The sequence below is a fragment of the Flavobacterium frigidimaris genome, from assembly GCF_002217275.1.
Lineage (GTDB): Bacteria > Bacteroidota > Bacteroidia > Flavobacteriales > Flavobacteriaceae > Flavobacterium > Flavobacterium aquidurense.
On record NZ_MUGV01000025.1, the window covers coordinates 46,903 to 62,502 of the forward strand.

Sequence of the window (15,600 nt, forward strand, 5' to 3'; positions counted from 1 at the left end):
GATCGCTCTCATGGAAAAGAAAAAAACAAATACTAAATTCATCATTATACTAACCGTTTTGGTTTTATTGGGGGGAACTTACGGAATAACAAAATACTTACACGGACAGTCTCACGAAGAAACAGATGATGCTCAGATTGAGAAAAAAATGAATCCAATTATTCCGAGAGTATCTGGATACATTAGTAAAGTGTATGTAAAAGATAATGATTTTGTAAAAAAAGGAGATACTTTATTTACTATCGATAAAAGAGATTATCAATTGAAGATTGACGAAGCAAATGCTGCTTTGTTAGGTGCTGAAGGTCAATACGAAGCTGCAAAAGCAGATATTGGTAGTGCAAATGCAAGCATTTCAGTTTCAGATGCTCAAATGAGATCTGCAAGTGGTTCTATCGAAAGTGCTAAAATTAGATTGAGACAAATTACTAACGACTACAATCGTTATAATAATCTATACAAAACACATACAATCACTAAACAACAATACGAACAGGCTTTATCTGCAAAAGATGAGGCTGAAAATCAAGTTCGTGTTTTAGAGCAACAACAAAGAGCTAGTTCTTACCAAAAATCGGTAATTGAATCTAAATCTAAAGCTTCTGACAAACAAACTGAAGTTGCTGCTGCAAACATTAAAAGAGCTAAAACAATGTTGGATGTTGCTCATTTAAATCTTACATATACAGTTGTAACAGCTGCAATTGATGGTCAGGTTTCTAAAGTTGATATTCAGCCAGGACAATTGGTTCAGCCAGGACAATCTTTATTTTACATCATCAATAACAATGAGGCTTGGGTTGTAGCTAACTTCAAAGAAACACAATTAAACAAAATGATTGTGGGACAAAAAGTAACCTTAAAAGTAGATGCTTATCCTAACTATGAGTTTAAAGGAATTGTAACATCATTCTCTCCAGCTACAGGATCTCGTTTTTCATTATTACCTCCTGATAACGCAACAGGAAACTTCGTAAAAACAATTCAAAGATTACCGGTAAAAATTAGTTTAGATCCAACGAATGACCCTGAGAAAGTAAAATTATTACGCCCGGGAATGAATGTTGATGTAGACGTACATTTAAAATAAATAAATGGCAACAGCAGTACAAGCAGACGACGATTTAGTAGAATACGGTTACAGACGCGTTATTATTACCATTACAGCAGTACTTTGTGCCTTGCTGGAAATTGTAGATACAACGATTGTAAACGTAGCTCTTACAGACATGCGCGGAAGTCTTGGTGCTACCTTGACCGATGTGGCGTGGGTAATTACAGCATACGCAATTGCGAATGTTATTGTAATTCCGATGACGAGCTGGTTATCACAGCAATTTGGAAGACGTAATTATTTTGTGGCTTCCATAATAATATTTACAGTCTGCTCCTTTTTATGTGGTAACGCAACCAATATTTGGGAACTAGTAGCCTTTAGGTTTGTTCAGGGAATGGGTGGAGGCGCCTTACTTGTAACAGCCCAAACCATTATTACCGAAAGTTATCCGATTGCAAAACGTGGTATGGCGCAAGCTATTTACGGAATGGGAGTAATTGTTGGACCAACTTTAGGGCCACCTTTAGGAGGTTATTTAGTAGATAATTATTCCTGGCCTTATATCTTTTATATCAATATTCCGTTAGGAATTATCGCTACTATTTTGGCTTTGACTTTTGTTAGAAGCCCGAAATACGGAGAAAAACTAAAAGCGAATCAGGTTGACTGGTGGGGAATTATATTGCTATCGGCTTTTATCGGATCATTACAATTCGTTCTGGAACATGGTCAACAAGACGACTGGTTTAATGATTCTCTTATTGTAACATTAAGTGTAGTAACAGTTCTTGGATTGGTACTGTTTATTTGGAGAGAGCTAACCTATAAACATCCAATTGTAAATCTAAGTGTTTTAAAAGACGGAAATCTTAGAATTGGAACCGTAATGTGTTTTATTCTTGGTTTTGGATTATACGGATCAACTTTAATTATTCCGATTTACACACAGTCTATTTTAGGATGGACCGCAACGGATGCCGGATTATTATTGATTCCAGGTTCAATTACCACTGCGTTCATGATGCCTTTTGTGGGTAACATGATCCAGAAAGGAGTTCCGCAAGCTTATATGGTAGGAGTTGGATTTTTAGTTTTCTTCTTTTTTACCTTTATGATGCAAACTCGTATGACACCTGATACTGGTGTAGAACATATGTATTGGCCATTGATTTTAAGAGGAATTGGTTTAGGATTACTTTTTGTACCTATTACCACACTTTCACTTTCAACTTTAAAAGGAAAACATATTGGTGAAGGAGCCGCTTTTACCGGAATGATGCGTCAATTAGGAGGTTCATTTGGTATTGCAATTATCACCACTTTTATCACTCGTTTTAGTCAGGAACACAGAGTAAATCTAATTAACAATTTAGATCCTGCAAAGTTTGACGTTCAACAACGTATTCAAGGAATGCAAAGAGCTTTTATGTCAAAAGGATATAGCGCCGATGTTGCCCTTAAAAAAGCCTATCAGGCTATCGATTATTCAATTATGAAGCAAAGTACCGTAATGTCGTACATAGACATTTTTATGTATCTAGGTATTATGTTCTTATGTTGTATTCCAATTATCCTCTTTATCAAAAGAGGTAAAAACAAGATTAATCCTGCTGATGCAATGCATTAATAGCGTTAATATAATAATTGATTTATAATTTATAATACGAAAAAGCCGGGTAATTTATTTTACCCGGCTTTTTTATTTTAATTAGATTACAGGGATTGAAATCCCTTTCTACAATATAGATAAAGTCTCCGACTCTCAGGCAAAACCTTAGTATCTTAGAAACTTAGAACCATAGCATCTTAAAAATTATCTCGTAAAAACCAAATGATTTCCTTTAGAAAGATTCGCATCAAACTGATAACCTTCATAATTGAAACCTTTTAAGTCATCAATAGTTTCCGCATTAGTATCGATAATATAACGTACCATCATACCTCTCGCCTTTTTTGCAAAGAAACTAATCATTTTTAATTTCCCATCTTTGTAATCTTTAAAATCCGGAGTGATTACAGGAACTTTTAATGTTTTTACATCAACTGCTGAAAAATATTCGTTACTGGCTAAATTCACAAACAGCTCTCCTTTTGTCAACTCTTTATTCAACGCTTTTGTAACGGTTGGCTTCCAGAATTCATGTAAGTTTTTGTATTCACCTACTGGCATTTTTGTTCCCATTTCTAAACGGTATGCCTGCATTAAATCCAGTGGTTTTAAAACACCATAAAGTCCCGATAAAATTCTAAGTTTATCTTGTAATACTTCTAATTTTTCTAACGGAATAGTATAAGCATCCAATCCGGTATAAACATCACCATCAAAAGTATAAACAGCCGGGCGTGCATTTTCAGGAGAAAAAGGCGTTTTCCATTTTTGATTACGCTCCCAGTTTAAATCAGACAACTTTTCAGAAATAGACATTAATTCAGACAATTCTGCTGGTTTTTTAGTCTTTAAAATTTTGTGAACCTGGCGCGCTTCTTTTAAAAAAGACGGTTCAGTATATTGAGTAGTTGGTAATTCTTTTTCGAAATTCAGTGACTTCGCAGGCGATATAACAATTTTCATTTGTACGTTTTTCTATGATTCAAAAATACAAATTGAATTTTTAAAATACAGCAATACGAATTGATTTGTTTGATAGTTCTATAAGTGAATATGTACTGATCGTTTTTCCGCCACGAATTCACGAATTTCTTTTTTTTGATTTTGATTTGTGAAATTCAGCGTTAAGTTTTTTGTTTTAATAGAATTTAATCCTAAAAATATGAATTTGTTTAAAAAAGTAAAGATTTGATTGTAAAAGGCGTGTTCTATGTTGTAAATTTGCAACTATAAAATTCCAAATAACATTTCAATATATAATTGAAAGTTGTATTCTAAATAATGGCCACGAATTAACGAATTAACTTTTTAAAAATTAATTAAAAAATTCGTGAATTCGTGGCGGAAAAATTTAGGCAATGACAAAAATATTATATCAACTGGAAAGTTATCAAATAATGGGAATTTTATTTGATGTTCATAGAAATTTAGGTGGAGGTTTTTCTGAAATCGTATATAAAGATGCTTTAGAATATGAATTCAAAAAGGCAAATATTCCATTTGAAAGAGAAAAAGAATATTTGGTAAATTATAAAGACATCATATTGGATCACAAATTTTATGCTGATTTTGTTTTGTTTGATAAAATTATACTTGAAATAAAATCAAGTGATTTTCTGCATCCAAAGCACATTTCACAATGTCTAAATTATCTTAAAGTTTCGAAAACACATTTAGCAATTTTAGCAAACTTTAATTCTTCCTCACTTGAACACAAACGTATTATTTTATAAAAATTACTGAATTCGTGGCTATACAAACAAACTATAAAACAGCTTTACAACATAAAATCTTCGGAGTTATTTCGAAAGCATCTCAGGAACTCAACGTTGACAGTTACGTTATTGGAGGCTTTGTTCGTGATTTGCTTTTAAAGCGAGGTTCTAAAAAAGACATTGACGTTGTTGCCGTTGGAAGCGGAATCGAATTGGCTTTGAAAGTTTCTGAATTACTTCCGAAAAACCCAAAAGTACAGGTTTTTAAAACCTACGGAACGGCAATGCTTCGTTTTGAAGATACTGATATAGAATTTGTTGGTGCCCGAAAAGAATCGTATAATTTCGACAGCAGAAACCCGATTGTCGAAAACGGAACACTTGAAGACGATCAAAACCGTCGTGATTTTACGATCAATGCTTTGGCATTATCATTAAACGAAAAAACATTTGGAGATCTCTCTGATCCTTTTGATGGATTGGCGGATTTGGAAAACAAAACTATCAAAACGCCTTTAGATCCAAGTATTACGTATTCCGATGATCCTTTGCGAATGCTTCGTGCCATTCGTTTTGCCAATCAGTTAGGTTTTGAAATCGAAAAAAATTCCCTCGATGCCATTACGAAAAATGCGGAGAGAATTAAAATCATTTCGGGAGAAAGAATTGTAGATGAATTGAATAAAATTCTTTCGACAGATAAACCGTCAATCGGATTTTTACTTTTATACCAAACCGGACTTCTGGATATTGTTCTTCCTGAATTAACAGCTTTAAATCAGGTAGAAGAAATTGAAGGTCACACCCATAAAAACAACTTTTACCACACATTAGAAGTTGTAGATAATATTTGTCCAAATACAGATGATGTTTGGTTGCGTTGGTCTGCATTATTACACGATATTGGAAAAGCACCGACAAAACGTTTCACTAAAAAACAAGGCTGGACTTTTCACGGACATGAGTTTCTTGGTGGAAAGATGGCAAAGAAAATATTTGAACGTTTGCACATGCCATTGAATCACAAAATGAAGTTTGTGCAAAAAATGGTGATTATGAGTTCGCGCCCAATTGTCTTGGCACAAGATATTGTAACGGATAGCGCCGTTCGTCGTTTGGTTTTTGATGCCGGCGAAGATGTGGAAGATTTAATGACATTATGCGAAGCTGATATCACAACTAAAAACCCAGCAAAGTTTAAGAAGTATCATAAAAACTTTGACATTGTCCGCAAGAAAATCGTTGAAGTGGAAGAGCGTGATCATGTCCGTAATTTTCAACCGCCAATTTCTGGTGAAGAAATCATGGAAATTTTCAATTTAAAACCTTCCCGAGAAATTGGAGTTTTAAAAGAAGCTGTAAAAGAAGCCATTTTAGAAGGTGATATTCCAAACGAATATCAGGCTGCTTATGATTTTATAATCAAAAGAGCTGAAAAAATGGGTCTAAAAAAAGGTGCATAGGAACAAAGGCACAAAGCAACAAAGATTTAAAACCTTACTTTAAAATTGTAGGAAAATTTACTTAATTTTGTAAAAAAAATAAGTCATGACAACATCCGAAATAAAACTCTATTTAATAAAAAAAATAATTGAAACGACTGATATAGATTTATTGCTAAAAATAAAATCTTTATTGGAAGAAAATAATTATGTTTTATCCGACGAAAATCCAACTGAAGTAAATGAACCAGCTTTAAAGTATGAAAAAAATATACGCATTTTTTCTCCAGCAGAGCAAAGAAAAATAGATCAGGCATTACGAGAATATGAAAACGGCGAATGTATTTCTGATGAAGAAGCTCAAAAAGAAATCCAAGCATGGTTAGAAGATTAATTTGGTCTATTACTGCTCAAAATTCAAGAAAGAGTATTTTTGATTATTGGAATTATCGCAATAATCAAAAATATACAGTAATAAATTAAATCTTATTTTTAATGAAAATTTAAAAATTGTTTTAAAGCTTCCTGAATTTGGTAATTCTGTTGATAACGTAGACATAAAATTTATAATTATTAGTCATTTTGAACTAATTTATAAAATAACACCAACTGAAATTATTGTTCTTGATATTTGGGACACTAGACAACGTCCTGAAAACTTTCCATTTAAATAAATCAAAAAACTAATCCTGAAACTTCAGGTAAGTAATTTAGAATCTTAGTCACTTAAAAAAGAATGAAAAAATATTTCCCTACAATCGCAAAAACAGCATTAGTTTTAGTTTATTTAGTAATTGTCGCAGGAGCTTTGGTTCGTATGACAGGATCTGGAATGGGCTGTCCGGACTGGCCAAAATGTTTTGGATATTATATTCCGCCAACAGATTTAAAAGAATTGACCTGGGAGCCGAACCGTGCTTTCGAAAAAGGACAAGTGATTATTAAAGATGAAAGCCTTTTGGTCGCGAAAGATAATTTTACTACTGAAACTTCTTTTGATGCTTCACATTGGGAAAAATATACCAAACACGATTATGCGCTTTTTAATCCGTTACACACCTGGATTGAATATATCAACAGACTTTGTGGCGCTTTGGCAGGAATGGCCTGTTTTTTCATGGCAATTGCCTCTTTTAAATTTTGGAAACAAAACAAGAAAATCACTTTACTTTCCTGGTTGGTTGTTTTTATGATGGGCTTTCAGGCATGGTTAGGTGCAAAAGTAGTCTACTCTGTATTGAACCCAATAAAAATAACGGTTCACATGGTGATGGCTTTGGTAATTGTTGCCGTAATTTTATACATCATCCAATTGGCAAGACCAAAATTAGCAACTGTAAAATACAATTCAACTTTTAGAAACGTACTTTTATTTTCACTATTGTTGACTTTAGTTCAGGTAGCGATTGGAACACAAGTACGTCAGTTTGTAGATGAACAAGTGAAAAACGGATTAACAGCAAGTATTGTTTGGTTACAAAATCCGTCGATTACTTTTTATGTTCACCGCTCTTTTTCTATTTTGGTACTGTTGGTTAACCTGTATTTGTATGTTAGAAACACTAAATTTGGCTTAGGATTTTCAAAAATAAACTGGGTAGTTGCCATAATTGGAATTGAAATCCTTACCGGAATGGCAATGGCTTATCTTGATTTTCCAATAGGAAGTCAGGCCATACACTTGGTGTTAGCTTCTATATTATTCGGAATTCAGTTTTATATGATTCTGGAGGCTAAAAAACCTAGCCCAGCCAACTCTTAAAATCCTGTACCTTTTCGCGGCTTACAATGACCTCATCTTCTTTATACGAAGGTAAAATTACTTTTAAACGGGAATTGGTATACACCTGAATTTCTTTTATAGCCTGAAGTGGTACAATGAATTTTCTGCTTACTCGGAAGAAATCTTTCATGTCTAATTCCTGCTCCAAAATTTCTAAAGTAGAATCGATTAAATAATTTCTGTTATCGAAAGTATGGATGTAAGTTCCTTTGTTTTCACTAAAGAAACATTCAATTTCATCGGTAGTAATGACTTTTAAATGCTGTCCAATTTTTACCGTGAATCGCTTTTTGTAATTTTTCTCAAAAGGATTTGACAGCATTCGGCGTATTTGTTCAAAATCAAGTTGAAGATTTTGATTCTCTGGATTTGATTTTGGTAAACGTGCCTTAAATTTAGTTACGGCAATTTCCAGATCATCTTCGTCAATTGGTTTTAAAAGATAATCTATACTGTTGAGCTTAAAGGCTTTTAAAGCATATTCATCATAAGCTGTGGTGAAAATGATAGCACTTTTAATATCTATTTTTTCAAAAATTTCAAACGATAAACCGTCAGACAACTGAATATCCAAAAATATCAGGTCCGGATGTTCATTGTTGGTAAACCAATCTACAGATTCTTCTACAGAATGCAACATAGTTTCGACGGCAATCTCTAACTTTTCAAGTTTTCGCTGCAATAATCTTGCTGCCGGTTTTTCGTCTTCTATAATTAATGTGGTCATTTACTAAACTAAAAAATTGAAAAAAAATAGTACAAATTTACTCCCATTTATTGGTATTTGAAGCTTCTTTATCCATGTATTCCCGGATTTTCTTTTGCTCCCAATCACCGTTAAAAAAAACATCTGGTCCAAACACTGTAAAGGCATGAATCACTAAAGCAATACCCCAATAAAATGCTGTTGAATAAGTATGCCAATCTAATAAACCATCTTCCTGAAGGTTCCATCCAAAAAGATTTCCATCCAAATTTGAGATAATAATTAGAATATTAATTATAATGTAAACTTTCAAATGTGAGTAAAAACCTTTAATTCTTTTCACTTTTTGATAAGCCATTTCAAAGTGCTCGTCATTATTAAATTCTTGCCCATAATCTTCGTACATACGTCTTCTGAACCGTCCCATTTTATTTTAATTTAAAATTATTGCCATTTACTTTGGTTCTCTTTTTCTTTATCCATGATCTCCCTGATCTTTCTTTCTTCCCAGCCTTTTCCTAAAACCGGAAATACTTCAAAAACTTTCAAACCATGAAAGAGTACTCCAACTCCCCACCACATTAAGGGCCAATAAAACCACAAATGATTTGGTGTTGTATACAAATTGATAAAAATCAAAACTATATTTACACCAATATAAGATGTCAAATTACTATAAAATCCTTTTATATTCTCGACTTTCTTTTTAGCCAGGTAATATTTATCTTCTTCATTAAAATTTACTTCCATAATTACTCCCATTTTTGTGTTTTTGTTTTTTTATCTAAAAGGCTTTTCATTTTGCGTTCTTCCCATTCTTCTCCGAAGATCTTATAATACGCAAATAAGTCAATTGCGGACACTAAAAATACACTGGTCCAGATTATCATTACGATGCTATTCAAATAACGCAACGGAAAGAAATTTAGAGGAAATCCGTAAAATTCTTTTAAAATATAAAAAGTTAGTCCGATAGCATAAATAAATGCATGTATATAAAAGGATCTTAGTCTCACTATCTTTTTACTAAAGATCGCTTCAATTTTAAATTTTTCCTGATCGTAATTGCAATTTGTTTCCATGACTATTTCCAGGTTTGTTTTTTACTTTCTTTTTCCTTATCTATAAATTCTTTAATTTTTCGTTCTTCCCATTCTTTATTAAAAAATGGAGATATTCCAAAAACTTTTAATCCGTGAAAAATGACTCCTACTCCCCAACCCACTATGCACCAAATAAACCATAAATATTCTGGTGAAGTCATTAGATTTATTACAATTAGCAATATAGTTACAAGAATAAAAACTGTTAGATGCTGATAGAATCCTCTTATCTCTTTAACCTTTTTCTGAGCCTGTTGGTACCGCTTTTCTTCATTAAAATCCTGTTCCATGACTATTTCCAAAGTTGTTTATTATTATCTTTTTCCAGGATTTCTTCTATTTTTCTCTGCTCCCATTCCTTATTTAAAAAAGGAAAACAGTCAAATGCTTTTAATCCATGTAAAACAATCGCAACTCCCCATCCAAGCAAAGAGAACCAAAAATATAAATAGCCCGGAGAAGTCATTAGATTTACAGCGATTACAATTGGGTTACAAAGTAAGTATACGGTTAAGTGTGCATAAAAATCTTTAATCTCTTTTACTCTTTTCTGGGCCTGATAATAACGTTCTGCTTCTGTATAATTTGTTTCCATGATTACTTCCAGCTTTGTTTGTTATTTTCTTTTTCCAAAATCTCTCTGATTTTTCGTTCTTCCCAATCTGAGCTGTATCCGAAAACTTTAAAAGCATGCATTACAACTCCAAATCCCCAGCCTAAAGCAGAAAACCAAAACCATTGAAAGCCAGGAGAATATCTCAAATTTATAAAAATTAAAAACGGAATTACGCAGCAATACGAAATTATATTTCCGTAAAATCCTTTTAGTTCTTCTACTCTTTTTTTAGCTCTGAAATAAGCTTTATTCTCATCGCTATAGTCTGCATTTGTTTCCATAACTGTTATTTGTTTCGTTAAAACCGGAATCTTAACGGTGAATGTTTTTTCATTTTGTTCAATCAATACTTTTCTGTTGGTTACAATTCCGTAGCGATTTACGATATTTTGCAATCCAACTCCTTGTCTGTCTTGTAAAACTTCTTTTTTCTGAAAATCATTTTGAATTGCTAAATAATCCCCTTCAATAAAAATTCTAATATGCAATGGCTTTTGTTCGCTTACTACATTATGTTTTACCGTATTTTCAAGTAAAAGCTGTAATGATAAGGGAACCACTTTGGCATCAGGGTTAATTGCTGTCGTTGGCAATTCATAAAACAGACTATTTTCAAAGCGCATTTTAAGCAGATTCATATACGTTTTTGCAAACGCCAATTCATCTTCAACAGAAACCAATTCTTTGTCTTTTTGCTCTAAAACGTAACGATATATTTTAGACAAAGAAGTGGTAAATCGTTGCGCATTATCGGGATTTTCTTCAATCAAAGAACTTAAGACATTTAGGCTGTTAAAAAGAAAATGCGGATCGATCTGATTTTTTAAACTTTCGAATTTGGCATTTGCCGTTCCTGCAATAATCTTTTGTTGTGTTATTTCAAATTTTGAGGCCTGTTTCCATTTTACCATAAAACTTCTCGCTTGCATAAAAGTCGAAACTCCAAGCGATAAAATGATGTAAAAAAGATGCACCCAGATCATTCTTTCGCCAAAAAAATTACTTAAAGGCATATTTTGTATTACTACAAATACAACATAATTTACCGCTAAGACGGCTGGCACTGTATATAAAACTGTGGCTAAAATTCCGAAATAAACCCGCAGATTCGTCTGCTCCAGCCAATCCCATTTTTTATCTAAAAGAACGTTGATAAAACCATTTCCGAAACCTAAACCGAAAGAATACAGGCAGCTTAAAAAGAATGTTATTAAAACATTTTCGAAAGTAAGATCCGCACCTAAAAAAACTGAAAATATAACGGTAAAGACCATAGAAATCTTGAAACATGCGATTGTTCCACTTTTTAAATTCGCAAATGTATTTCTATTATCTTTCATTTATTTCCTGGCTTAAATTAGTTTTTATTTTTTGCAATTTTTTTGAGTTTCCAAAGCTCTTTCTAATCCCCATTTTGGAGAAAAAGGTGTTTCTGGTTTAAAAGTAGCAAAAAGTTCGATAGCTTTATCAACTTGTGCGCAAAGGGGTTTTGTATCAACACCTGACCATTTTGCACCTCCGATTTGATAATCTGCTTCTCCAAAAACAATTCTTGGATTGTTTGGATCGATTGCCTTTCCTTTTGCATAAGCTTCCATTACTTTAGCCGAATATTTCATTCCGTTTGTCATTGGATCTGCAACAACCCAGGCTGTATAAATCAAAGCCTGCATCGCATATAATTCTGCATTATTCTGATCTTTAATAAATTCAACGTCTAAGGCATCTTGTGCTTTTGTCAGTAACAAGTCGATTTTAGTTTTATCTTTTTCTGAAAAAGCCGATGTAGTGTTGATTAAAGCTACATAATAATTTGGCAAATAACTTGTTTTTTCTGCTGCTGCAATTCTTTCGAACATTGCCGAAGCTTCAGCATTTTTTCCTTCTTTCCAAAGCCCAAAAGCTTTCCCCATTCCTTGTTCAAATTGTGTTTGTGCAGATAATAAACTGCAAATAAATAGCGTGGTAATTGTAATAATTTTGGTCATGATTTTTTTTTTAAAGGTTCTAAGATTCTAAGTTACTAAGGGTCTAAGTTTTTTTTATATTGATGATTAAAACTCTATTGTTATTGTTATTGTTATTGTTATTGTTATTTCTAATTATACTTCAAAAGTAAGTTGGATTTTAATCTTTTAAAATTAAATGATACTGAGTTGTCGAATATGGTGACTGAATTGTTTTTTTTGAGGTTCTGAGATACTAAGGTTCTGAGGTTCTAAGGTTTTTCTATACTATTTCTCTCTTTGTATCTTTTATAATTTCCAGAATTCGAGTTACTAAGAAAAAACCTTAGCAACTTAGCATCTTAGACCCTTAGTCCCTTTTTTACAAGTTTTTCAACTGATTCTCATTCTTGTTTTTACTGATCGTCCAGAAGAAGCCTACGAAGAAAAATCGATCTGCGGTTGGTACAACAGCTTGTCTTTGATACACTCCGCTGGCATCTGGAAGTTTTGCGTAATCATATCCGAAAATATTTTGAGTTCCTAATACATTTGAAACAGAGAAATACAAGATTTTTTGTGTTGTCAATAAATAGGCCCAGTTAAAACTCAAGCTATTGTATGATTTCGTTTTACCATTCATAAACTGCGTTTGATTTGGATCATTGTAAGGTCTTCCTGAACTGTAACTATTTGTGAAACCTACTTGTGATTTCCAATCGGTAATGAAATATTTGGTTACAACAGACAAACTGTGATTGGCTACAAAACCAGGCGTTGCCATGGTTGGGAAATTTTTATATTGTCTTTCTGAATCGATGTAAGAATACGAAACCCAATACTCTAAGTTTTTAAGGAGATTGCTGTCTCTCCAAAATAAATCCAATCCTTTTGCATATCCGGAACCGTTATTGTTGAAAACCGAGTTATAAGCAATGTCTCTTGTATTGTACTGAACCAGGTTGCTGTAATCTTTATAATACGCTTCGGCTCTAAAAGTCTGACCTGGTTTTGTAAATTGATAATTCAAAATATAATGCCTTGCCTTTTCGCTTTCGAATTGATGGTATTTTGAAAACTTAATATAATCAACTACAGGAGTCTGACTGAAATCTCCGTATGCAAATGAAAACTGGCTACTTTTTGAAACTTTGTACGCGATAGATGCTCTTGGTGCAATATTGGTTTCGTTTAACAAACTGTTATTTGAAAGTCGGAAACCTACTTTTGCTGCTAACTTTTTCGAGAATAAAATATCTCCCTCAGTATAAAATGCTGCAATGTTTGAATCATAGCCATTTGCCACCTGAATATTTACATTATCATTAAAATTCTCATTGAATTTGGTAATAAAATAATCAGCTCCAAAAGATAATTTAAAGTAGTTAGAAATGTTTTTTCTTAACTTTAATTTCAGCTGTGCAGCATTTTCTTTGGTATCAACATCATTAATATCGTATTTAACTTTATTATTACTGTAACCATAACTAATTCCTGATGTTAGTTGCCAGCCTGTTCCAAAATCTCCTTTATATGAGGCATTCAAATAAAAGTTATTATTGTTTAAATCGGTTCTGATCGGGTTTTCGAAATTTATATTTTTCTGATTTAAATCAAATTTCTCCGAATCAAAAGCAGCGTATAATTTAAAAATTCCTCTTTCAAAATGGTAGCGATAAACAGCTTCACCTCCCAAAGATTGATAAGGACTATTCCAGTCTACATTTTGAGGAATTACAGCCTGATAAGGTGCCAGATTAATATAATTGGTATTAATACTAAAAGAGCTTTTTTTCCATTTTTGAGTATTTCCAACTCCTAAACCTACCGTCATTAAAGCGATATCTGTTTTATTCATGTCAGGTTCATCTTGTGTATTCAATAATAAAACACTTGACAGCGCTTCACCATATTCGGCTGAATATCCTCCCGTAGAAAAAGCAATTCCGCTAAACAAAAAAGGCGAAAATCGGCTCCTTGTTGGTAAATTATTAGTAGTTGCACCATAAGGTTGCGCTACACGAAGTCCGTCGACAAAGGTTTGCGTTTCACTCGCTTCTCCTCCACGTACAAACAAACGTCCGTCCTCACCTACTGTTTGTGTTCCCGGTAAAGTTTGCAAAGCGGCAATAATATTTCCAGCAGAACCTGCCGTGGTTACGATATCTAAAGGTTTTAAAACGGAGACTCTTGCTTTATCGCCAGATTCTAAAGTTCCGGCGGTGATTACAACAGCATCAAGTGCATTTACATTTTCTCTTAATTTTACCGTTTGATCTTTAAAATTGGTAACATCAATTTCTGTTTTAAATGTTTCATAAAGTAAGAAACTAACAATTATATTTTGATTTCCTGTTGCAGTTGTTTCAAAAGAAAACTCCCCTGTTTCAGAACTTGTAGCTCCATCATAAGTTCCGTCGATGTAAATATTAGCGCCCGGAACCGGTTTTCCTTTTTGGTCAACCACTTTTCCTGAAATGGTGTTTTGTGCAAAAATGAATGCTGTTAAAAATAAAAAGGTAATTGTAAAAAGTATTTTGGTTTTCATGGTATTGGTTTTTGATGAGGCAAATGTATTTTAACAATACTTGTTAAAAAATATTAAATAACCCAATTGTAGAATTTCGGGGATGAGTTGTAAAATACTTATTTGTATCTTAGCTAAGATGTTTCAAAAACTATAAATTATGTCAGAAAGTAAAAGAGTTTCAAATTTATATCAATCCATTTATAATGGAAATCCGTGGTTGGAGGTTACCTTGGCAGATACCTTAAAAGATGTTACTGCAGCTCAGGCCTATAAAAAAATAAATCCAAATTTAAACACGATTTGGGAAATTGTTAATCATCTAATACAATGGAGAAGGAATATTTTAAGACGTGTACAGGGTGAAATAATTACAACTCCCGATCATAATTATTTTGTACCTATTTTAGATTCATCTGAACCAGCCTGGGAACAATCACTGCAAAGTCTTGCAAAATCTCAGGAATTATGGAGTGCTTGTTTGAGCGATTTTAAAGATGCAGATTTCGAGAAAATAGATCAAAATAATAACCATAATTTTTATGAAGATATTCACGGAATCATTCAGCATGACGTTTATCATTTAGGACAGATTGTGATTTTGAAGAAATTACTTTAATATATTTTACATGAAAAAAACAATACTAATAATTGGATTTTTATTTGTAGGTATACTTGGATTCTCACAGGAAACGGAAACAAAATATGATGAAAATCTTGCCAAATCCCTAAATGCAGAGCCTAACGGAATGAAAAAATATGTGTTCTGTCTGTTAAAAACAGGAACGAAAACAACTGCTTCAAAAGAAGAAACTCAAAAATTATTTGAAGGTCATATGGCAAATATTAGCAAATTAGCTAAAGAAGGAAAGCTGGTTGTTGCTGGTCCTTTTATGAAAAACGATCGAAATTACAGAGGCATTTATATTTTTAATGTTGAAACTGTTGAAGAAGCACAAAAGCTTGTAGCCACAGATCCGGCAATTCAGGCTAAACTTCTTGAAGCCGAATTAACACCGTGGTATTCGAGCGCCGCATTGCAGGAAACAGTAAAAATTCATGAGAAGATTTCTAAGAAAAAAATGTAGTCCCTTAT

Annotated in this window: 18 protein-coding genes; 8 read left to right on the forward strand and 10 right to left on the reverse strand. The window is 32.9% G+C overall.

The genetic code is table 11. The features are described from left to right. Positions 1-10: 10 nt before the first annotated feature. Positions 11-1,090, forward strand: coding sequence for an HlyD family secretion protein (locus B0A65_RS15355; protein ID WP_074659058.1), 1,080 nt, complete (start codon positions 11-13; stop codon positions 1,088-1,090). Positions 1,091-1,094: 4 nt separating this feature from the next. Next, entirely contained in the window at positions 1,095-2,684 is a 1,590-nt protein-coding gene (locus B0A65_RS15360) for an MDR family MFS transporter (RefSeq protein ID WP_074659059.1), read from the forward strand. 186 nt (positions 2,685-2,870) lie between these two features. Here B0A65_RS15360 and yaaA read toward each other — a convergent pair whose 3' ends face one another. Further along, positions 2,871-3,629 (reverse strand): peroxide stress protein YaaA, encoded by a 759-nt coding sequence (gene yaaA / locus B0A65_RS15365; RefSeq protein WP_074659060.1) that lies wholly within the window; start codon positions 3,627-3,629, stop codon positions 2,871-2,873. Between the two features lie 395 nt (positions 3,630-4,024). Here yaaA and B0A65_RS15375 point away from each other — a divergent pair, with 395 nt between their 5' ends. The 4 genes from B0A65_RS15375 (at position 4,025) to B0A65_RS15390 (ending at position 7,585) form a co-directional block, all read left to right on the forward strand. Then, entirely contained in the window at positions 4,025-4,399 is a 375-nt protein-coding gene (locus B0A65_RS15375; RefSeq protein ID WP_074659062.1) for a GxxExxY protein, read from the forward strand. A gap of 14 nt (positions 4,400-4,413) precedes the next feature. Next, a complete protein-coding gene (locus tag B0A65_RS15380) occupies positions 4,414-5,844 on the forward strand; it encodes a CCA tRNA nucleotidyltransferase (protein WP_074659063.1) in 1,431 nt (476 codons plus the stop codon). Between the two features lie 85 nt (positions 5,845-5,929). Then, positions 5,930-6,217: a hypothetical protein gene (locus B0A65_RS15385; protein WP_074659064.1), complete on the forward strand. Its 288-nt coding sequence runs from the start codon at positions 5,930-5,932 to the stop codon at positions 6,215-6,217. A gap of 342 nt (positions 6,218-6,559) precedes the next feature. Next, a complete protein-coding gene (locus B0A65_RS15390; RefSeq protein ID WP_074659065.1) occupies positions 6,560-7,585 on the forward strand; it encodes a COX15/CtaA family protein in 1,026 nt (341 codons plus the stop codon). Here the strand turns inward: B0A65_RS15390 and B0A65_RS15395 are convergent. The 9 genes from B0A65_RS15395 to B0A65_RS15435 form a co-directional block, all read right to left on the reverse strand. Then, positions 7,566-8,333: a LytR/AlgR family response regulator transcription factor gene (locus B0A65_RS15395; protein WP_074659066.1), complete on the reverse strand. Its 768-nt coding sequence runs from the start codon at positions 8,331-8,333 to the stop codon at positions 7,566-7,568. The two genes, B0A65_RS15390 and B0A65_RS15395, sit on opposite strands and share 20 nt — an antisense overlap. 37 nt (positions 8,334-8,370) lie before the next feature. After that, on the reverse strand, positions 8,371-8,739 hold the full coding sequence (locus B0A65_RS15400) for a 2TM domain-containing protein (protein WP_074659067.1): 369 nt from the start codon (positions 8,737-8,739) through the stop codon (positions 8,371-8,373). 17 nt (positions 8,740-8,756) lie between these two features. After that, positions 8,757-9,074: a 2TM domain-containing protein gene (locus B0A65_RS15405; protein ID WP_074659068.1), complete on the reverse strand. Its 318-nt coding sequence runs from the start codon at positions 9,072-9,074 to the stop codon at positions 8,757-8,759. After that, positions 9,065-9,394 (reverse strand): 2TM domain-containing protein, encoded by a 330-nt coding sequence (locus tag B0A65_RS15410; RefSeq protein WP_074659069.1) that lies wholly within the window; start codon positions 9,392-9,394, stop codon positions 9,065-9,067. Before B0A65_RS15410 ends, B0A65_RS15405 begins: the two co-directional genes overlap by 10 nt. A gap of 2 nt (positions 9,395-9,396) precedes the next feature. Then, positions 9,397-9,705 (reverse strand): 2TM domain-containing protein, encoded by a 309-nt coding sequence (locus B0A65_RS15415; RefSeq protein WP_074659070.1) that lies wholly within the window; start codon positions 9,703-9,705, stop codon positions 9,397-9,399. A gap of 2 nt (positions 9,706-9,707) precedes the next feature. Further along, positions 9,708-10,010 carry a 2TM domain-containing protein gene (locus B0A65_RS15420; protein ID WP_074659071.1) on the reverse strand — a complete coding sequence of 101 codons (303 nt, stop codon included), beginning with the start codon at positions 10,008-10,010 and terminating at the stop codon, positions 9,708-9,710. 2 nt (positions 10,011-10,012) lie between these two features. Then, positions 10,013-11,371 (reverse strand): 2TM domain-containing protein, encoded by a 1,359-nt coding sequence (locus B0A65_RS15425; protein ID WP_083370411.1) that lies wholly within the window; start codon positions 11,369-11,371, stop codon positions 10,013-10,015. 24 nt (positions 11,372-11,395) lie between these two features. Then, entirely contained in the window at positions 11,396-12,019 is a 624-nt protein-coding gene (locus B0A65_RS15430) for a hypothetical protein (RefSeq protein ID WP_074659072.1), read from the reverse strand. 340 nt (positions 12,020-12,359) lie between these two features. Beyond that, complete coding sequence (locus B0A65_RS15435; RefSeq protein WP_074659073.1) at positions 12,360-14,525, reverse strand: TonB-dependent receptor; 2,166 nt, start codon at positions 14,523-14,525, stop codon at positions 12,360-12,362. Between the two features lie 139 nt (positions 14,526-14,664). Here B0A65_RS15435 and B0A65_RS15440 point away from each other — a divergent pair, with 139 nt between their 5' ends. Beyond that, entirely contained in the window at positions 14,665-15,123 is a 459-nt protein-coding gene (locus B0A65_RS15440) for a DinB family protein (RefSeq protein WP_074659074.1), read from the forward strand. 10 nt (positions 15,124-15,133) lie between these two features. Next, a complete protein-coding gene (locus B0A65_RS15445; protein ID WP_074659075.1) occupies positions 15,134-15,592 on the forward strand; it encodes a YciI family protein in 459 nt (152 codons plus the stop codon). The last annotated feature ends 8 nt before the right edge of the window (positions 15,593-15,600 follow it).